Raw genomic sequence first — 15,805 nt, forward strand, 5'->3', positions numbered from 1 at the left:
GCGCAGATGGACGGCGCGATCCTGGTGTGCTCGGCCGCAGACGGCCCGATGCCGCAAACGCGTGAGCACATCCTGCTGGCGCGTCAGGTCGGTGTGCCGTACATCATCGTGTTCCTGAACAAGTGCGACATGGTGGACGACGCCGAGCTGCTCGAGCTGGTGGAAATGGAAGTGCGCGAGCTGCTGTCGAAGTATGACTTCCCGGGCGACGACACGCCGATCGTGAAGGGTTCGGCGAAGCTGGCGCTGGAAGGCGACAAGGGCGAGCTGGGCGAAGTGGCGATCATGAGCCTGGCCGATGCGCTGGACACGTACATCCCGACGCCGGAGCGCGCAATTGACGGTGCGTTCCTGATGCCGGTGGAAGACGTGTTCTCGATCTCGGGCCGTGGCACGGTGGTGACGGGTCGTATCGAGCGTGGCGTGGTGAAGGTCGGCGAAGAAATCGAGATCATCGGGATCAAGCCGACGGTGAAGACGACGTGCACGGGCGTGGAAATGTTCCGCAAGCTGCTCGACCAGGGTCAGGCAGGCGACAACGTGGGTATCCTGCTGCGCGGCACGAAGCGTGAAGATGTGGAGCGTGGCCAGGTGCTGGCCAAGCCGGGTTCGATCACGCCGCACACGCACTTCACGGCTGAAGTGTATGTGCTGAGCAAGGACGAAGGCGGCCGTCATACGCCGTTCTTCAACAACTACCGTCCGCAGTTCTACTTCCGCACGACGGACGTGACGGGCTCGATCGAGCTGCCGAAGGACAAGGAAATGGTGATGCCGGGCGACAACGTGTCGATCACGGTGAAGCTGATTGCGCCGATCGCGATGGAAGAAGGTCTGCGCTTCGCTATCCGTGAAGGCGGTCGTACCGTCGGCGCTGGTGTCGTCGCCAAGATCATCGAGTAAAATCGCTGGTTTGCTGTAGCAGTAACAGGTGCCCGGGACCGGGCGCCCGCCTCCCAGGAAGGTGCCCGGTCTCTTGTTCTTTTTAATTTAGCGGTGCAATACCGCTTCGCTCTTTTCAAGGAAACATCATGCAGAACCAGAAAATCCGCATTCGCCTGAAGGCTTTCGACTATCGTCTGATCGACCAGTCGGCAGCTGAAATCGTCGAGACCGCAAAGCGGACTGGCGCAATCGTTCGTGGCCCGGTGCCGCTGCCGACGCGCATCCAGCGCTTCGACATCCTGCGTTCGCCGCACGTCAACAAGACGTCGCGCGATCAGCTCGAAATCCGTACCCACCAACGCCTGATGGACATCGTCGACCCGACGGACAAGACCGTCGACGCGCTGATGAAGCTCGATCTGCCGGCAGGTGTGGACGTCGAAATCAAGCTGCAATAAGGTTTCCAGCCGTCGTCCGATTCGTCGGGCGGCGCTAAGTCTTTGATTGCTTGCGGAAAACGAAAAGCCCCGCTATAATGGACGGCTTTTCGCGCATTTGCGCAAAAAAGTCGGCGCGATTTGCCCGGTATCGACCGGTCAGCGCCGGCATTTTGTAAATTAGCCCCGACCAATCGCAGTCGGGAATGGAGAAAACGATGAGCCTTGGACTCGTAGGTCGCAAGGTTGGCATGACCCGTATCTTTACGGCTGATGGGGACTCGATTCCCGTTACCGTGCTGGACGTGTCCGACAACCGCGTGACGCAGATCAAGACTGTTGAAACCGACGGCTACACGGCCGTTCAGGTTGCTTTCGGTACGCGTCGTGCATCGCGCGTGACGAAGCCGATCGCAGGTCATCTCGCCAAAGCCGGTGTTCAAGCCGGTGAAATCCTCAAGGAATTCCAGATCGATGCCGCCAAGGCAGCCGAGCTGTCCGCTGGCGCGGTGGTCGATGTCGATCTTTTCGAAGTGGGCCAGAAGGTCGACGTGCAAGGCGTGTCGATCGGTAAGGGCTACGCCGGTACCATCAAGCGTTACAACTTCGCATCCGGCCGTGCATCGCACGGTAACTCGCGCTCGCACAACGTGCCGGGCTCGATCGGTATGGCGCAGGATCCGGGTCGCGTGTTCCCGGGTAAGCGCATGACCGGTCATATGGGTGACGACACCGTAACCGTGCAAAACCTCGAAATCGCTCGTATCGACGCCGACCGCAAGCTGTTGCTGGTCAAGGGCGCGATTCCGGGTGCGAAGGGTGGCAAGGTTATCGTGACGCCGGCAGTGAAGGCGCGTGCCGTGAAAGGAGCGAAATAATGGAACTGAAGCTCCTTAATGCCAATGGCCAGGAAGGTGCTGGAGTCAGCGCGTCGGACGTCGTGTTCGGCCGTGACTACAACGAAGCCCTGATTCACCAGGTCGTGGTGGCCTACCAGGCCAACGCCCGTAGCGGCAACCGCGCGCAGAAGGATCGTGAGCAGGTCAAGCACACGACCAAGAAGCCGTGGCGTCAGAAGGGTACGGGTCGTGCCCGTGCCGGTATGTCGTCGAGCCCGTTGTGGCGCGGCGGTGGCCGTATCTTCCCGAATTCGCCGGAAGAAAACTTCTCGCACAAGGTCAACAAGAAGATGCATCGCGCAGGTCTCTGCTCGATCTTCTCGCAACTGGCTCGTGAAGGCCGCATCTCGGTCGTCGATGAACTGACGCTCGAAGCGCCGAAGACCAAGCTGCTGGCCGAAAAATTCAAGGCGATGGGTCTCGATTCCGTGCTGGTGATCACCGACACGGTTGACGAAAACCTGTACCTCGCGTCGCGCAACCTCGCCCACGTGGCGGTTGTCGAGCCGCGTTACGCCGACCCGCTGTCGTTGATCTACTTCAAGAAAGTGCTGATCACGAAAGCTGCGGTCGCCCAGATCGAGGAGTTGCTGTCATGAGCGAGATTCGCAAGAACGATCATCGTTTGATGCAGGTCCTGCTCGCGCCGGTGATCTCCGAAAAGGCGACGCTGGTAGCCGACAAGCACGAGCAGGTCGTGTTCGAAGTCGCACCGGATGCGACGAAGCAGGAAGTTAAGGCTGCTGTCGAGCTGCTGTTCAAGGTGGAAGTCAATTCCGTCAACGTGCTGGTCCAGAAGGGCAAAGCCAAGCGCTTTGGCCGTTTCATGGGCAAGCGCAAGGACGTGAAGAAAGCGTATGTCTGCCTGAAGCCCGGCCAGGAAATCAACTTTGAAGCGGAGGCCAAGTAATCATGGCAATCGTTAAAGTTAAGCCGACTTCGCCGGGCCGCCGCGCGATGGTCAAGGTGGTCAACAAGGATCTGCATAAGGGCAAGCCGTTCGCACCGCTGCTCGATTCGCAGAGCGTGACTGCCGGCCGTAACAACAACGGCCACATCACCACGCGTCATAAGGGCGGTGGCCATAAGCAACAGTATCGTATCGTCGACTTCAAGCGTACGAAGGACGGCATTCCGGCTAAGGTCGAGCGTCTCGAATACGATCCGAACCGTAGCGCGAACATCGCGCTGGTTCTGTACGCAGATGGCGAGCGTCGCTACATCATCGCGTCGAAGGGTATGACGGTCGGTCAGCAACTGCTGTCCGGTTCGGAAGCGCCGATCAAGGCAGGCAACACGCTGCCGATCCGCAACATCCCCGTCGGTACGACGATTCACTGCATCGAAATGCTGCCGGGCAAGGGCGCGCAAATCGCACGTTCGGCTGGTACGTCGGCAATGCTGCTGGCTCGCGAAGGCACGTACGCGCAGGTTCGTCTGCGCTCCGGCGAAATCCGCCGCGTGCACGTCGAGTGCCGCGCAACGATCGGTGAAGTGGGCAACGAAGAACATAGCCTCCGTCAAATCGGTAAGGCCGGCGCGAACCGCTGGCGCGGTATCCGTCCGACGGTGCGTGGCGTTGCGATGAACCCGGTCGATCACCCGCATGGTGGCGGTGAAGGCAAGACGGCAGCAGGTCGCCATCCGGTGAGCCCGTGGGGCACGCCGACGAAGGGCTACCGCACTCGCAGCAACAAGCGCACGACGACGATGATCGTCCAGCGCCGTCACAAGCGCTAAGGAGTAGGCAATGGCACGTTCTGTTAAAAAAGGTCCGTTCTGCGACGCCCATTTGCTGAAGAAGGTTGAGGCGGCTGCAGCTACGCGTGACAAGAAACCGATCAAGACCTGGTCGCGTCGTTCGACGATCCTTCCCGACTTCATCGGTCTGACGATCGCCGTTCATAACGGCCGTCAACACGTTCCGGTGTACGTCTCGGAAAACATGGTCGGCCACAAGCTTGGCGAGTTTGCATTGACCCGTACGTTCAAGGGTCATGCAGCCGACAAGAAGGCCAAGAAATAAGGGGCTCATGATGGAAGTGAAAGCAATTCATCGCGGTGCCCGCATCTCGGCGCAGAAAACGCGCCTTGTGGCTGACCAGATCCGCGGTTTGCCGGTCGACAAGGCGCTGAACGTTCTGACGTTCTCGCCGAAGAAAGCGGCTGGCATCGTGAAAAAGGTCGTGCTGTCGGCGATCGCGAATGCGGAGCACAACGAAGGCGCTGATATCGATGAGCTCAAGATCACGAGCATCTACATCGATAAGGCTGCGTCGCTCAAGCGGTTCACCGCGCGCGCTAAAGGCCGCGGCAACCGCATCGAGAAGCAATCCTGTCACATCACTGTGACGGTCGGGAATTAAGGAGCCATACGATGGGACAGAAAATTCATCCGACTGGCTTCCGTTTGGCCGTCAGCCGCAATTGGGCTTCGCGTTGGTACGCCAACAACAGCAATTTCGCGGCGATGTTGCAGGAAGACATCGGTGTTCGTGAATACCTGAAGAAGAAGCTGAAGAACGCTTCGGTGGGCCGTGTGGTGATCGAGCGTCCGGCAAAGAACGCGCGTATCACGATTTACAGCTCGCGTCCGGGTGTTGTCATCGGCAAGAAGGGCGAGGATATCGAACTGCTGAAGTCGGAACTGCAACGCCGCATGGGCGTGCCGGTCCACGTCAACATCGAAGAAATCCGTAAGCCGGAAACCGATGCGCAACTGATCGCCGATTCGATCACGCAACAGCTCGAGCGCCGGATCATGTTCCGTCGCGCGATGAAGCGCGCGATGCAAAACGCGATGCGTCTGGGTGCTCAAGGCATCAAGATCATGAGCGCCGGTCGCCTGAACGGCATCGAAATCGCCCGTACCGAGTGGTATCGCGAAGGTCGCGTGCCGCTTCATACGCTGCGCGCGGACATCGACTACGCGACCTCGGAAGCGAAGACGACGTACGGCATCATCGGCGTCAAGGTGTGGGTCTACAAGGGCGACACGCTCGGCCGCAATGACGCGCCGGTGGTGGAAGAAGTTGCCGAAGAAAAGCGCCCCCGCCGCAACGCACGTCCGGGTGGCGATCGCCGTCCGCGTCGCGATGGTGAAGGTGGTGCTCCGGCAGGTGCACGCCGTGGCGCACCGCGTCGTACGGGTGGTGCTGGCGGCGCCGGCGGCGACGGCAAGACTGGAGAATAACGATGCTGCAACCGAAACGCAGGAAGTATCGCAAAGAGCAGAAGGGTCGTAACACCGGTGTGGCTACTCGCGGCAACGCGGTGTCGTTCGGTGAGTACGGTCTGAAGTCTATCGGTCGCGGCCGCCTGACGGCTCGTCAGATTGAAGCGGCGCGTCGTGCCATGACGCGTCACATCAAGCGCGGCGGCCGGATCTGGATCCGCATTTTCCCGGACAAGCCGATTTCGCATAAGCCGGCGGAAGTACGTATGGGTAACGGTAAGGGTAACCCGGAGTACTACGTCGCTGAAATCCAGCCGGGCAAGATGCTGTACGAAATGGACGGCGTAACCGAAGAACTGGCACGCGAAGCGTTCCGTCTGGCTGCAGCGAAGCTGCCGCTCAAGACGACGTTTATCGTTCGTCAGCTCGGCGCCTAAGGAGTAAACGATGAAGGCTTCCGAACTTCACCAGAAAGACCAGGCCGCGCTCAACAAGGAGCTGTCGGACCTGTTGAAGGCGCAATTCGGCCTGCGCATGCAACTCGCGACCCAGCAGCTCACGAACACGAGCCAGCTGAAGAAGGTTCGTCGCGACATCGCACGTGTGCGGACCGTCCTGACTGAGAAGGCGAACCAGAAATGAACGATAGCGTGAAAACCTCGCTTAAGCGGACGCTGGTCGGCAAGGTCGTCAGCAACAAGATGGACAAGACGGTTACCGTGCTGGTCGAGCACCGCGTGAAGCATCCGATTTACGGCAAGTATGTCGTGCGCTCGAAGAAGTACCACGCGCATGATGAAGCGAACACCTATAACGAGGGTGACCTCGTCGAAATCCAGGAAACTCGTCCGATCGCAAAGACGAAGGCCTGGACGGTGTCGCGCCTTGTTGAAGCTGCTCGCGTGATCTAAGATCGCGCCGCGGTAGATGTCCCTGAAATTGCAGTAAGTTTAGCTTGCAAGGCCGGGATTATTTGTTATAATCTCGGTCTTCCCTCGTTATGGGAGCCCCGTCGCGGGCGAAGTTGGTGGGGGAAGCGGGTCGGGCGCCAGTCTGAGCCGAAAGATTCACCGGATTGCGATGGCGGGTTTCGTCGGCCGTCGCTGCTGTTCTAACCCAAGCGGCCAGTTGGCTGACGGGACCAAGACTGACTGGGTGTGCCATGGTGGTGCAACCGGATTAAGTTGGGAAAGATAAACCATGATCCAGACCGAAACTCGGCTTGAAGTGGCCGACAACACAGGTGCGCGTGAAGTCATGTGCATCAAGGTGCTCGGCGGCTCGAAGCGTCGTTATGCCAGCATCGGCGACATCATCAAGGTGACTGTCAAAGAGGCAACGCCGCGCGGACGCGTGAAGAAAGGCGAGATTTACAACGCCGTGGTGGTTCGCACCGCCAAGGGCGTGCGCCGTCAAGACGGCTCGCTGATCAAGTTCGATGGCAATGCCGCCGTGCTTTTGAATACCAAGCTCGAGCCTATCGGTACCCGTATTTTCGGGCCGGTCACGCGTGAGTTGCGTAGCGAACGGTTTATGAAGATCGTTTCGCTGGCGCCGGAAGTGCTGTAAGGGAGTCGCGATGAACAAGATTCGCAAGGGTGATGAAGTCATCGTTGTCACCGGCAAGGACAAGGGCAAGCGCGGCGTCGTGCTGGCTATCGGCGAAGAGCATGTAACCGTCGAGGGCATCAACATCGCCAAGAAGCATGTCAAGCCGAATCCGATGAAGGGTACGACGGGCGGCGTGGAAGCAAAGACGATGCCGTTGCATATTTCGAACGTCGCGCTGGTCGACGCGAATGGCAAGCCGTCGCGTGTCGGCATCAAGGTCGAAGGAGACAAGAAGGTTCGTTTCCTGAAGTCGACCGGTGCTGTGCTAAGCGCCTGACGCTGCGGAGTGAAAAATGGCACGTTTGCAAGAGTTTTATAAAGAGAAGGTTGTCCCCGGCCTGACCGAGAAGTTCGGTTACAAGTCCGTGATGGAAGTGCCGCGCATCACCAAGATCACCCTGAACATGGGCCTTGGCGAAGCCGTCGCTGACAAGAAGATCATCGAAAACGCTGTGGGCGATCTGACGAAGATCGCAGGTCAGAAGCCGGTGATCACGAAGGCGCGCAAGGCAATTGCCGGCTTCAAGATCCGTCAGGGCTATCCGATCGGTGCAATGGTCACGTTGCGTGGCCAGGCGATGTACGAATTTCTGGACCGTTTCGTGACGGTTGCGCTCCCCCGTGTGCGCGACTTCCGTGGCGTGTCGGGTCGTGCGTTCGACGGTCGCGGCAACTACAACATCGGTGTGAAAGAGCAGATCATTTTCCCCGAAATTGACTACGACAAGATCGACGCGCTGCGTGGGCTGAACATCAGCATCACGACGACCGCGAAGACTGACGACGAAGCAAAGGCACTGCTCGCCAGCTTCAAGTTCCCGTTCAGAAACTGAGGTTACCGTGGCTAAACTGGCACTGATCGAACGTGAAAAGAAGCGCGCCCGCCTTGCCGCGAAGTTCGCCCCGAAGCGCACCGCGCTGAAGGCGATCATCGACGACCAAAGCAAGACGGACGAAGAGCGCTATGCGGCGCGTCTGGAGTTGCAGCAACTGCCGCGCAATTCGAACCCGACCCGTAAGCGCAATCGTTGCGCGATTACTGGTCGCCCGCGCGGCACGTTCCGTAAATTCGGCCTTGCGCGTAACAAGATTCGCGAAATCGCGTTCCGCGGCGAGATCCCTGGCCTGACCAAGGCGAGCTGGTAATAGGAGAGACGTAAATGAGCATGAGTGATCCTATCGCCGATATGCTGACTCGCATCCGCAATGCGCAGATGGTCGAGAAGGTGTCGGTGACTATGCCCTCGTCGAAAGTCAAGATTGCGATTGCGCAGGTCCTGAAGGACGAAGGCTATATCGACGATTTCGCAGTGAAGTCGGAAGGCGCGAAGTCGGAACTGAATATTGCGTTGAAGTACTACGCCGGCCGTCCGGTTATCGAGCGCCTTGAACGCGTCTCGAAGCCCGGTCTGCGCGTGTACCGTGGCCGCAACGACATTCCCCAGGTCATGAATGGCCTCGGTGTGGCGATTGTTTCGACGCCGAAGGGCGTGATGACGGACCGCAAGGCGCGCGCTACGGGCGTGGGCGGCGAAGTCATCTGCTACGTCGCTTAAGCCGAAGGGAGAAGAAACATGTCTCGAGTAGGTAAAAGCCCAATCACGCTGCAAGGCGCGGAAGTGGCATTGAGCGGCGATCGCATCACCGTCAAGGGGCCGCTGGGTACGATTTCGCAGGCTGCGAATCAGCTCGTGAAGGTGATGAACGACAACGGCGTCATCAAGTTCGAGCCGGTCGACGAAAGCCGCGAAGCAAATGCGATGTCGGGCACGATGCGCGCGTTGGTCGCGAACATGGTGCTGGGCGTCACGAAGGGTTTCGAGCGCAAGCTGACGCTGGTTGGCGTCGGTTATCGCGCACAGGCACAAGGCGACAAGCTGAATCTGTCGCTGGGTTTCTCGCACCCTGTGGTGCACCAGATGCCGGAAGGCATTAAGGCTGAAACCCCGTCGCAGACCGAAATCGTGATCAAGGGAATCGACAAGCAGAAGGTCGGCCAGGTAGCTGCGGAAGTGCGCGGTTACCGCCCGCCCGAGCCCTATAAGGGCAAGGGTGTGCGTTACGCCGACGAAGTCGTGATCCTTAAAGAAACGAAGAAGAAGTAAGGGTGCGCAATCATGGATAAGACTCAATCTCGCCTGCGCCGCGCTCGTCAGACGCGTATCAAGATCTCTGAGCTGCAGGTCGCGCGTCTCGCCGTGCATCGCACGAACACGCACATCTACGCACAGGTGTTCTCGCCGTGCGGCACCAAGGTGCTCGCCAGCGCGTCGACGCTCGAAGCCGAAGTGCGTGCGCAACTGGCTGACAAGACGGGCAAGGGCGGCAACGTCGCCGCTGCCACGCTGATCGGCAAGCGCATCGCAGAAAAGGCTAAGGCTGCCGGCATCGAATCCGTCGCCTTCGACCGCTCGGGTTTCCGCTACCACGGCCGCGTGAAAGCGCTGGCTGATGCGGCGCGTGAAGCCGGGCTCAAGTTCTAAGGGAAGAATTCGTCATGGCAAAGATGCAAGCGAAAGTTCAGGCTGACGAACGCGACGACGGCCTTCGTGAAAAGATGATCTCGGTCAATCGCGTGACCAAGGTCGTGAAGGGTGGCCGTATTCTCGGCTTCGCCGCACTGACCGTGGTTGGCGATGGCGATGGCCGTGTCGGTATGGGCAAGGGCAAGGCGAAGGAAGTGCCGGTTGCTGTCCAGAAGGCAATGGAACAGGCTCGCCGCAACATGTTCAAGGTGCCGCTCAAGAACGGTACGCTGCAACACGAAGTGCACGGTAAGCATGGCGCATCGACGGTCCTCCTCGCTCCGGCGAAGGACGGTACCGGTGTGATCGCCGGCGGCCCGATGCGCGCAGTGTTCGACGTGATGGGCGTGCAGAACGTTGTGGCGAAGAGCCACGGTTCGACGAATCCGTACAACCTCGTTCGTGCAACGCTCGACGGTCTGCGCAAGCAGTCCACGCCGGGTGACATCGCGGCGAAGCGTGGTAAGTCCGTCGAAGAAATTCTGGGCTAAAGGTGGGCACCATGTCTGAAAAAACTGTCAAGGTTCAGCTCGTCAAGAGCCTGATTGGGACCCGCGAGACGCATCGTGCAACGGTGCGTGGCTTGGGCCTGCGCCGCCTCAACTCGGTTAGCGAGTTGCAGGATACGCCGGCGGTCCGCGGCATGATCAACAAGGTCTCGTACCTCGTTAAGGTCATCGGCTAAGGCTTCCGACTAGGAGTTGATAATGGAATTGAATGATCTGAAGCCGGCAGAAGGTTCGAAGCACGCCAAGCGTCGCGTCGGCCGCGGCATCGGCTCCGGCCTCGGCAAGACCGCAGGTCGCGGTCACAAGGGCCAGAAGTCGCGTTCGGGCGGCTTCCACAAGGTGGGCTTCGAAGGCGGTCAAATGCCGCTGCAACGTCGTCTGCCGAAGCGCGGCTTCACGTCGCTGACGAAGGAATTCGTTGGTGAAGTGCGCCTCGCCGATCTGGAAAAGCTGCCGGTCGACGAAATCGATCTGCTCGCGTTGAAGCAAGCCGGCCTCGTCGGCGAACTGACTCGCAGCGCCAAGATCATCGCGACGGGCGAGCTGAAGCGCAAGATCGTGGTGAAGGGTTTGGGTGCGACGAAGGGCGCGCGTGCTGCGATTGAAGCAGCAGGCGGTTCTTTTGCCGAGTAACGAGCAAGTCGATTGCCGTCACTAGCATTTGCATCGGAGAAGGTACTTGGCTAACAGCCCGAGTCTCGCAAAACCCGGTCGAAGCGCGGCGAAGTTTGGCGATCTGCGTCGGCGGGCAGTGTTTCTGCTGCTGGCACTGATCGTCTACCGGATCGGCGCGCATATTCCGGTGCCGGGTATCGACCCGGACCAACTGGCGAAGTTGTTTCAGAGCCAGTCGGGCGGCATCCTTGGCATGTTCAACATGTTTTCGGGTGGCGCACTTTCGCGGTTTACGATTTTCGCGCTGGGGATCATGCCGTACATCTCGGCGTCGATCATCATGCAGCTGCTGGCGATCGTATCGCCGCAGCTCGAGGCGCTGAAGAAAGAAGGGCAAGCGGGGCAGCGGAAGATCACGCAATACACGCGAATCTTCACTGTCGTGCTGGCGACGTTTCAGGCGTTCGGTATTGCGGTGGCGCTCGAGAATCAGCCTGGGCTGGTGCTCGATCCGGGTATGGTGTTCCGGCTGACGACGGTGGTGACCCTCGTGACGGGCACGATGTTCCTGATGTGGCTCGGCGAGCAGATCACGGAACGCGGCCTTGGTAACGGGATCTCGATCATCATCTTCGGCGGGATCGCTGCGGGCTTCCCGAATGCGATCGGCGGGCTGGTTTCGCTGGTGCAGACCGGCGCAATGGGTCCGGTGTCCGCGATTATCGTGGTCGCGCTAATTGCAGCCGTGACGTATCTGGTGGTGTTCATCGAACGCGGCCAGCGCAAGATCCTCGTGAACTATGCGAAGCGTCAGGTCGGTAACAAGATTTACGGTGGCCAGTCGTCGCATCTGCCGCTGAAGCTGAACATGTCGGGTGTGATTCCGCCGATCTTCGCGTCGTCGATCATCCTGTTCCCGGCAACGATCCTGAACTGGTTTAGTTCGGGTTCGCGTACCGGCTGGTTCTCGGACACGCTGCATAACGTGGCCGAAGCGCTGAAGCCTGGTCAACCGGTGTATGTATTGCTGTATGCGTTGGCGATCGTGTTCTTCTGCTTTTTCTACACCGCACTGGTGTTCAACAGCAGGGAAACGGCCGACAACCTGAAGAAAAGTGGTGCGTTTGTCCCGGGTATCCGTCCGGGTGATCAGACTGCCCGATATATTGACCGCATTCTCACGCGCTTGACGCTGGCGGGTGCGATCTACATCGTGTTCGTCTGTTTGTTGCCGGAATTTTTGGTGCTGCGCTGGAATGTGCCGTTTTATTTTGGTGGAACGTCGCTGCTGATCATTGTCGTCGTCACAATGGATTTCATGGCGCAGGTCCAGTCGTACGTTATGTCGCAACAGTATGAATCGCTGCTGAAGAAAGCCAATTTCAAAGGCGGCGGCGTCCCGATGCGTTGAAAGGACATATGGCCAAAGACGATGTGATCCAGATGCAGGGTGAGGTGATCGAAAACCTCCCCAACGCTACCTTTCGGGTGAAGCTGGAAAACGGCCATGTCGTATTGGGACACATATCCGGAAAGATGCGGATGCACTACATCCGTATCCTTCCCGGCGACAAGGTAACGGTTGAATTGACGCCTTACGATCTGTCGCGTGCGCGGATCGTCTTCCGGGCGAAGTGATTTGAAAAAAGGGTAATATCATGAAAGTGATGGCATCGGTTAAGCGCATTTGCCGCAATTGCAAGATCATCAAGCGCAAAGGCGTTGTGCGCGTGATTTGCAGCTCTGATCCGCGCCACAAACAGCGTCAAGGCTGAACGCCGCGCTTTTGCTTGCGCTTTTTGTTTGAGGAAAAACAATGGCTCGTATCGCAGGGGTTAACATCCCGAACCACCAGCACACCGAAATCGGCCTGACGGCGATCTATGGTGTTGGCCGCACGCGTTCGCGCGACATTTGCGTCGCATCTGGTGTGGCATTTTCGAAGAAGGTTAAGGACCTGACCGACGCAGACCTCGAAAAGCTGCGTGAAGAAGTCGGTAAGTTCATTGTCGAAGGCGATCTGCGCCGTGAAACGACGATGAATATCAAGCGCCTGATGGATCTGGGCTGCTACCGTGGCGTACGCCATCGCAAGGGCCTGCCCCTGCGTGGGCAACGCACGCGTACGAATGCCCGTACGCGCAAGGGTCCGCGTCGTGCAGCGCAATCGCTGAAGAAGTAAGCGGAACTGACAGTTACAGGAAAACGTAATGGCTAAGGCTTCGAACAACTCCGCGGCGCAACGCGTTCGCAAGAAGGTCAAGAAGAACGTCGCCGAGGGCGTGGTTCACGTCCACGCGTCGTTCAACAACACCATCATCACGATCACCGATCGTCAGGGCAATGCTCTTGCCTGGGCGACATCGGGTGGCCAGGGCTTCAAGGGTTCGCGTAAGTCGACCCCGTTTGCAGCCCAGGTGGCAGCTGAATCGGCTGGCCGCGTGGCGATGGAATACGGCGTCAAGAATCTGGAAGTGCGGATCAAGGGTCCCGGCCCTGGCCGTGAGTCCGCGGTGCGCGCGTTGCATGGTCTTGGCATCAAGATCACCACGATCTCCGATGTGACGCCGGTTCCGCACAACGGCTGCCGTCCGCCGAAGCGTCGTCGTATCTAAGACGTCGCGCTTGCTCATGCCTGTTGCCGCCTTGGGCGTCGACAGGCTTGTGCATTATTGAATTGACTAAGCCCACCGTTCGGCCCAAAGGGTCCGGACTAGCGTGAATACAGATGTTCACGTGATCAATCATAGAAGGAACGCAAAGTGGCACGTTATATCGGCCCTAAGGCCAAGCTGTCCCGCCGTGAAGGCACTGACCTCTTCCTGAAGAGCGCCCGTCGTTCGCTCGCTGACAAGTGCAAGCTCGACAGCAAGCCTGGCCAGCATGGCCGCACGTCGGGTGCACGTACGTCCGATTACGGTACGCAGCTGCGCGAAAAGCAGAAAGTGAAGCGCATCTACGGTGTCCTCGAGCGCCAGTTCCGCCGCTACTTCGCGGAAGCGGACCGCCGCAAGGGCAACACCGGTGAAAACCTTCTGCAACTGCTCGAATCGCGTCTCGACAACGTCGTCTACCGGATGGGTTTCGGTTCGACGCGCGCTGAAGCGCGCCAGCTCGTGGGCCACAAGGCGATCACGGTGAACGGTCAGGTTTCGAACATTCCGTCGCTGCAAGTCAAGGCTGGCGACATCGTCGCTGTCCGCGAACAAGCCAAGAAGCAAGCGCGTATTCTCGAAGCGCTTTCGCTGGCCGAGCAAGGCGGCCTGCCGAGCTGGGTCGCTGTCGATTCGAAGAAATTCGAAGGCACGTTCAAGCAAATGCCAGAACGTAGCGACATCGCTGGCGATATCAACGAAAGCCTGATCGTCGAATTGTATTCGCGGTAATCGGATTAACGGCCGGGGCACCCTGATTGCGCTGAGCAAGGGGGCGTCTCGGCTGTTTATTTTCAGGTTGTTACCGGTCAGCCTTATCGGTGTAACGAGCCGAGGGTATTGAAAAGGAAAACCTATGCAAACCAGTTTGTTGAAGCCCAAGATCATCGCAGTCGAATCGCTGGGCGAGAGCCACGCGAAAGTGGTCATGGAGCCGTTTGAACGCGGCTATGGCCACACCTTGGGTAACGCGCTTCGGCGCGTGCTGCTGTCGTCGATGGTTGGCTACGCGCCGACCGAAGTGACGATCGCAGGCGTCGTGCACGAATACTCGACGCTCGACGGTGTGCAAGAGGACGTAGTCAACCTGTTGTTGAACCTGAAGGGTGTCGTATTCAAGTTGCACAATCGTGACGAAGTGACCGTCACGCTGCGCAAGGAAGGCGAAGGCCTCGTGACCGCCGGCGATATCGAACTCGCGCACGATTGCGAAGTCATCAACCCGGATCACGTGATCGCGCATCTGTCGAAGGGCGGCAAGCTCGACGTGCAGATCAAGGTCGAGAAGGGTCGCGGTTATGTGCCGGGCAACGTGCGTCGCTACGGCGAAGAGTCGGCCAAGATCATCGGCCGTATCGTGCTGGACGCGTCGTTCTCGCCGGTTCGCCGTGTGAGCTATGCAGTGGAAAGCGCGCGTGTCGAACAGCGTACCGACCTCGACAAGCTCGTGATGAACATCGAAACCAACGGTGTGATTTCGCCGGAAGAAGCGATCCGTCAATCGGCGCGCATTCTGGTCGATCAGCTGTCGGTGTTCGCTGCACTGGAAGGCACCGAGGCTGCAGCCGAAGCGCCGTCGCGCGCGCCGCAGATCGATCCGATCCTGCTGCGTCCGGTGGACGATCTCGAGCTGACGGTTCGTTCGGCGAACTGCCTGAAGGCGGAGAACATCTACTACATCGGCGACCTGATCCAGCGTACGGAAAACGAGCTGCTGAAGACGCCGAACCTGGGCCGCAAGTCGCTGAACGAGATCAAGGAAGTACTCGCTTCGCGTGGCCTGACGCTCGGCATGAAGCTCGAAAACTGGCCGCCGGCTGGTCTCGACAAGTAAATCGCACGCTGTACCGCGACTGGCAAAGACGCGGATTTTCCTTTAAAATCCGCGTCTTGCTTTTTTCACTACCGGCCCGTGCTGCCTACAAGGGAAGCGATAGAAGAGCTGGATCAAAACTTTGAATCAAAGGAAATGAAATGCGTCACCGTCATGGTTTGCGGAAACTGAACCGCACGAGCAGCCACCGTCTGGCAATGCTCCGTAACATGTCCAATTCGCTGATCGAGCACGAAGTCATCAAGACGACGCTGCCGAAGGCGAAGGAACTCCGTAAAGTCGTCGAGCCGCTGATCACGCTCGGCAAGAAGCCGTCGCTGGCCAACCGTCGTCTGGCGTTCAACCGCCTGCGCGATCGTGACTCGGTCACCAAGCTGTTCGACGTGCTCGGCCCGCGTTTCGAGAACCGCCCGGGTGGCTACCTCCGCATCCTGAAGTTCGGTTTCCGCGTCGGCGATAACGCACCGATGGCGCTGGTCGAACTGCTCGATCGTCCGGAACCGGTCGAAGCCGAGAACATCGCCGAAGCTGAATAAGCGAAGCGATTGCAGTCGAGCGGCACACGAACTGCACAGAAAGCCAGGCACATTGCCTGGCTTTTTTGTTTTTCGTGGCTCTGAATGCACCAGACAGCGTGACCGATAGCCGCACCGGCTGCCGG

Annotated in this window: 30 protein-coding genes; all 30 read left to right on the top strand. The window is 58.9% G+C overall.

The genetic code is table 11. From position 1 onward, the window contains the following. The coding region (tuf, locus tag E1748_RS30340) for an elongation factor Tu (protein ID WP_133651019.1) at positions 1 to 903 on the top strand (903 nt) is incomplete at its 5' end. A gap of 128 nt (positions 904 to 1,031) precedes the next feature. Then, a complete protein-coding gene (gene rpsJ / locus E1748_RS30345) occupies positions 1,032 to 1,343 on the top strand; it encodes a 30S ribosomal protein S10 (protein ID WP_035988804.1) in 312 nt (103 codons plus the stop codon). 197 nt (positions 1,344 to 1,540) lie between these two features. Further along, positions 1,541 to 2,200 carry a 50S ribosomal protein L3 gene (gene rplC, locus E1748_RS30350; protein ID WP_133651020.1) on the top strand — a complete coding sequence of 220 codons (660 nt, stop codon included), beginning with the start codon at positions 1,541 to 1,543 and terminating at the stop codon, positions 2,198 to 2,200. Then, positions 2,200 to 2,820: a 50S ribosomal protein L4 gene (rplD, locus tag E1748_RS30355; RefSeq protein WP_008923346.1), complete on the top strand. Its 621-nt coding sequence runs from the start codon at positions 2,200 to 2,202 to the stop codon at positions 2,818 to 2,820. Before rplC ends, rplD begins: the two co-directional genes overlap by 1 nt. Continuing rightward, positions 2,817 to 3,131 carry a 50S ribosomal protein L23 gene (rplW, locus tag E1748_RS30360; protein ID WP_091019604.1) on the top strand — a complete coding sequence of 105 codons (315 nt, stop codon included), beginning with the start codon at positions 2,817 to 2,819 and terminating at the stop codon, positions 3,129 to 3,131. The genes rplD and rplW overlap by 4 nt, the downstream gene beginning before the upstream one ends. A 2-nt stretch (positions 3,132 to 3,133) precedes the next feature. Beyond that, positions 3,134 to 3,961 (top strand): 50S ribosomal protein L2, encoded by an 828-nt coding sequence (gene rplB / locus E1748_RS30365; RefSeq protein WP_133651021.1) that lies wholly within the window; start codon positions 3,134 to 3,136, stop codon positions 3,959 to 3,961. Between the two features lie 10 nt (positions 3,962 to 3,971). Further along, positions 3,972 to 4,247 (top strand): 30S ribosomal protein S19, encoded by a 276-nt coding sequence (rpsS, locus tag E1748_RS30370; protein WP_091019609.1) that lies wholly within the window; start codon positions 3,972 to 3,974, stop codon positions 4,245 to 4,247. A gap of 7 nt (positions 4,248 to 4,254) precedes the next feature. Continuing rightward, a complete protein-coding gene (gene rplV, locus E1748_RS30375; protein ID WP_007180133.1) occupies positions 4,255 to 4,587 on the top strand; it encodes a 50S ribosomal protein L22 in 333 nt (110 codons plus the stop codon). A gap of 11 nt (positions 4,588 to 4,598) precedes the next feature. Further along, entirely contained in the window at positions 4,599 to 5,414 is an 816-nt protein-coding gene (gene rpsC / locus E1748_RS30380; protein WP_133651022.1) for a 30S ribosomal protein S3, read from the top strand. Positions 5,415 to 5,416: 2 nt separating this feature from the next. Then, a complete protein-coding gene (rplP, locus tag E1748_RS30385) occupies positions 5,417 to 5,833 on the top strand; it encodes a 50S ribosomal protein L16 (protein WP_133651023.1) in 417 nt (138 codons plus the stop codon). 10 nt (positions 5,834 to 5,843) lie between these two features. Then, a complete protein-coding gene (gene rpmC / locus E1748_RS30390) occupies positions 5,844 to 6,038 on the top strand; it encodes a 50S ribosomal protein L29 (protein WP_007180130.1) in 195 nt (64 codons plus the stop codon). Beyond that, positions 6,035 to 6,307 (top strand): 30S ribosomal protein S17, encoded by a 273-nt coding sequence (gene rpsQ, locus E1748_RS30395; RefSeq protein WP_133651024.1) that lies wholly within the window; start codon positions 6,035 to 6,037, stop codon positions 6,305 to 6,307. The genes rpmC and rpsQ overlap by 4 nt, the downstream gene beginning before the upstream one ends. A gap of 289 nt (positions 6,308 to 6,596) precedes the next feature. Continuing rightward, complete coding sequence (gene rplN / locus E1748_RS30400; RefSeq protein ID WP_006998478.1) at positions 6,597 to 6,965, top strand: 50S ribosomal protein L14; 369 nt, start codon at positions 6,597 to 6,599, stop codon at positions 6,963 to 6,965. A 10-nt stretch (positions 6,966 to 6,975) separates the two neighbouring features. After that, positions 6,976 to 7,284, top strand: coding sequence for a 50S ribosomal protein L24 (gene rplX, locus E1748_RS30405; RefSeq protein ID WP_133651025.1), 309 nt, complete (start codon positions 6,976 to 6,978; stop codon positions 7,282 to 7,284). A gap of 16 nt (positions 7,285 to 7,300) precedes the next feature. Further along, a complete protein-coding gene (gene rplE, locus E1748_RS30410; RefSeq protein ID WP_091019622.1) occupies positions 7,301 to 7,840 on the top strand; it encodes a 50S ribosomal protein L5 in 540 nt (179 codons plus the stop codon). Positions 7,841 to 7,847: 7 nt separating this feature from the next. After that, positions 7,848 to 8,153: a 30S ribosomal protein S14 gene (gene rpsN / locus E1748_RS30415; protein WP_133651026.1), complete on the top strand. Its 306-nt coding sequence runs from the start codon at positions 7,848 to 7,850 to the stop codon at positions 8,151 to 8,153. 14 nt (positions 8,154 to 8,167) lie between these two features. Continuing rightward, positions 8,168 to 8,563, top strand: coding sequence for a 30S ribosomal protein S8 (rpsH, locus tag E1748_RS30420; protein WP_091019626.1), 396 nt, complete (start codon positions 8,168 to 8,170; stop codon positions 8,561 to 8,563). An 18-nt stretch (positions 8,564 to 8,581) separates the two neighbouring features. Continuing rightward, positions 8,582 to 9,112, top strand: coding sequence for a 50S ribosomal protein L6 (gene rplF / locus E1748_RS30425; protein WP_133651027.1), 531 nt, complete (start codon positions 8,582 to 8,584; stop codon positions 9,110 to 9,112). A gap of 12 nt (positions 9,113 to 9,124) precedes the next feature. Continuing rightward, positions 9,125 to 9,490, top strand: a complete 366-nt coding sequence (gene rplR / locus E1748_RS30430; RefSeq protein ID WP_133651028.1) for a 50S ribosomal protein L18 — start codon at positions 9,125 to 9,127, stop codon at positions 9,488 to 9,490. Positions 9,491 to 9,504: 14 nt separating this feature from the next. Next, entirely contained in the window at positions 9,505 to 10,023 is a 519-nt protein-coding gene (rpsE, locus tag E1748_RS30435; protein ID WP_009888402.1) for a 30S ribosomal protein S5, read from the top strand. A gap of 11 nt (positions 10,024 to 10,034) precedes the next feature. After that, positions 10,035 to 10,217, top strand: a complete 183-nt coding sequence (gene rpmD / locus E1748_RS30440; protein WP_010106952.1) for a 50S ribosomal protein L30 — start codon at positions 10,035 to 10,037, stop codon at positions 10,215 to 10,217. Between the two features lie 22 nt (positions 10,218 to 10,239). Then, positions 10,240 to 10,674, top strand: coding sequence for a 50S ribosomal protein L15 (gene rplO, locus E1748_RS30445; RefSeq protein WP_133651029.1), 435 nt, complete (start codon positions 10,240 to 10,242; stop codon positions 10,672 to 10,674). 46 nt (positions 10,675 to 10,720) lie between these two features. Further along, positions 10,721 to 12,067 (top strand): preprotein translocase subunit SecY, encoded by a 1,347-nt coding sequence (gene secY / locus E1748_RS30450; protein WP_133651030.1) that lies wholly within the window; start codon positions 10,721 to 10,723, stop codon positions 12,065 to 12,067. 8 nt (positions 12,068 to 12,075) lie between these two features. Further along, positions 12,076 to 12,294, top strand: a complete 219-nt coding sequence (gene infA / locus E1748_RS30455; protein ID WP_004521905.1) for a translation initiation factor IF-1 — start codon at positions 12,076 to 12,078, stop codon at positions 12,292 to 12,294. Between the two features lie 20 nt (positions 12,295 to 12,314). Further along, complete coding sequence (rpmJ, locus tag E1748_RS30460) at positions 12,315 to 12,431, top strand: 50S ribosomal protein L36 (RefSeq protein WP_004199844.1); 117 nt, start codon at positions 12,315 to 12,317, stop codon at positions 12,429 to 12,431. Between the two features lie 41 nt (positions 12,432 to 12,472). Then, positions 12,473 to 12,838 carry a 30S ribosomal protein S13 gene (gene rpsM / locus E1748_RS30465; RefSeq protein ID WP_133651031.1) on the top strand — a complete coding sequence of 122 codons (366 nt, stop codon included), beginning with the start codon at positions 12,473 to 12,475 and terminating at the stop codon, positions 12,836 to 12,838. A gap of 28 nt (positions 12,839 to 12,866) precedes the next feature. Next, positions 12,867 to 13,271 (top strand): 30S ribosomal protein S11, encoded by a 405-nt coding sequence (gene rpsK / locus E1748_RS30470; RefSeq protein WP_091019645.1) that lies wholly within the window; start codon positions 12,867 to 12,869, stop codon positions 13,269 to 13,271. A gap of 147 nt (positions 13,272 to 13,418) precedes the next feature. After that, a complete protein-coding gene (gene rpsD, locus E1748_RS30475) occupies positions 13,419 to 14,042 on the top strand; it encodes a 30S ribosomal protein S4 (RefSeq protein ID WP_133651032.1) in 624 nt (207 codons plus the stop codon). Positions 14,043 to 14,166: 124 nt separating this feature from the next. Next, entirely contained in the window at positions 14,167 to 15,144 is a 978-nt protein-coding gene (locus E1748_RS30480; protein WP_133651033.1) for a DNA-directed RNA polymerase subunit alpha, read from the top strand. Positions 15,145 to 15,284: 140 nt separating this feature from the next. Beyond that, complete coding sequence (rplQ, locus tag E1748_RS30485; RefSeq protein ID WP_133651034.1) at positions 15,285 to 15,680, top strand: 50S ribosomal protein L17; 396 nt, start codon at positions 15,285 to 15,287, stop codon at positions 15,678 to 15,680. The last annotated feature ends 125 nt before the right edge of the window (positions 15,681 to 15,805 follow it).

Origin of the sequence: Paraburkholderia flava, from assembly GCF_004359985.1 — a bacterium.
GTDB classification, from domain to species: Bacteria; Pseudomonadota; Gammaproteobacteria; order Burkholderiales; family Burkholderiaceae; genus Paraburkholderia; species Paraburkholderia flava.

What these genes read in the sequence shown, in the direction of transcription:
- rplE (WP_091019622.1), top strand. Translation starts at nt 7,301, where the DNA reads ATGGCACGTTTGCAAGAGTTTTATAAAGAGAAGGTTGTCCCCGGCCTG.
- rpsE (WP_009888402.1), top strand. Translation starts at nt 9,505, where the DNA reads ATGGCAAAGATGCAAGCGAAAGTTCAGGCTGACGAACGCGACGACGGC.
- E1748_RS30480 (WP_133651033.1), top strand. Translation starts at nt 14,167, where the DNA reads ATGCAAACCAGTTTGTTGAAGCCCAAGATCATCGCAGTCGAATCGCTG.
- rplP (WP_133651023.1), top strand. Translation starts at nt 5,417, where the DNA reads ATGCTGCAACCGAAACGCAGGAAGTATCGCAAAGAGCAGAAGGGTCGT.
- rplN (WP_006998478.1), top strand. Translation starts at nt 6,597, where the DNA reads ATGATCCAGACCGAAACTCGGCTTGAAGTGGCCGACAACACAGGTGCG.
- rpmD (WP_010106952.1), top strand. Translation starts at nt 10,035, where the DNA reads ATGTCTGAAAAAACTGTCAAGGTTCAGCTCGTCAAGAGCCTGATTGGG.
- rplR (WP_133651028.1), top strand. Translation starts at nt 9,125, where the DNA reads ATGGATAAGACTCAATCTCGCCTGCGCCGCGCTCGTCAGACGCGTATC.
- rpsS (WP_091019609.1), top strand. Translation starts at nt 3,972, where the DNA reads ATGGCACGTTCTGTTAAAAAAGGTCCGTTCTGCGACGCCCATTTGCTG.
- rpsJ (WP_035988804.1), top strand. Translation starts at nt 1,032, where the DNA reads ATGCAGAACCAGAAAATCCGCATTCGCCTGAAGGCTTTCGACTATCGT.
- rpsK (WP_091019645.1), top strand. Translation starts at nt 12,867, where the DNA reads ATGGCTAAGGCTTCGAACAACTCCGCGGCGCAACGCGTTCGCAAGAAG.
- rplC (WP_133651020.1), top strand. Translation starts at nt 1,541, where the DNA reads ATGAGCCTTGGACTCGTAGGTCGCAAGGTTGGCATGACCCGTATCTTT.
- rplB (WP_133651021.1), top strand. Translation starts at nt 3,134, where the DNA reads ATGGCAATCGTTAAAGTTAAGCCGACTTCGCCGGGCCGCCGCGCGATG.
- rpsC (WP_133651022.1), top strand. Translation starts at nt 4,599, where the DNA reads ATGGGACAGAAAATTCATCCGACTGGCTTCCGTTTGGCCGTCAGCCGC.
- rplW (WP_091019604.1), top strand. Translation starts at nt 2,817, where the DNA reads ATGAGCGAGATTCGCAAGAACGATCATCGTTTGATGCAGGTCCTGCTC.
- rpsM (WP_133651031.1), top strand. Translation starts at nt 12,473, where the DNA reads ATGGCTCGTATCGCAGGGGTTAACATCCCGAACCACCAGCACACCGAA.
- rpsH (WP_091019626.1), top strand. Translation starts at nt 8,168, where the DNA reads ATGAGCATGAGTGATCCTATCGCCGATATGCTGACTCGCATCCGCAAT.
- rpmJ (WP_004199844.1), top strand. Translation starts at nt 12,315, where the DNA reads ATGAAAGTGATGGCATCGGTTAAGCGCATTTGCCGCAATTGCAAGATC.
- rplX (WP_133651025.1), top strand. Translation starts at nt 6,976, where the DNA reads ATGAACAAGATTCGCAAGGGTGATGAAGTCATCGTTGTCACCGGCAAG.
- rpsQ (WP_133651024.1), top strand. Translation starts at nt 6,035, where the DNA reads ATGAACGATAGCGTGAAAACCTCGCTTAAGCGGACGCTGGTCGGCAAG.
- rplF (WP_133651027.1), top strand. Translation starts at nt 8,582, where the DNA reads ATGTCTCGAGTAGGTAAAAGCCCAATCACGCTGCAAGGCGCGGAAGTG.
- rplO (WP_133651029.1), top strand. Translation starts at nt 10,240, where the DNA reads ATGGAATTGAATGATCTGAAGCCGGCAGAAGGTTCGAAGCACGCCAAG.
- rplQ (WP_133651034.1), top strand. Translation starts at nt 15,285, where the DNA reads ATGCGTCACCGTCATGGTTTGCGGAAACTGAACCGCACGAGCAGCCAC.
- rplD (WP_008923346.1), top strand. Translation starts at nt 2,200, where the DNA reads ATGGAACTGAAGCTCCTTAATGCCAATGGCCAGGAAGGTGCTGGAGTC.
- rpmC (WP_007180130.1), top strand. Translation starts at nt 5,844, where the DNA reads ATGAAGGCTTCCGAACTTCACCAGAAAGACCAGGCCGCGCTCAACAAG.
- rplV (WP_007180133.1), top strand. Translation starts at nt 4,255, where the DNA reads ATGATGGAAGTGAAAGCAATTCATCGCGGTGCCCGCATCTCGGCGCAG.
- infA (WP_004521905.1), top strand. Translation starts at nt 12,076, where the DNA reads ATGGCCAAAGACGATGTGATCCAGATGCAGGGTGAGGTGATCGAAAAC.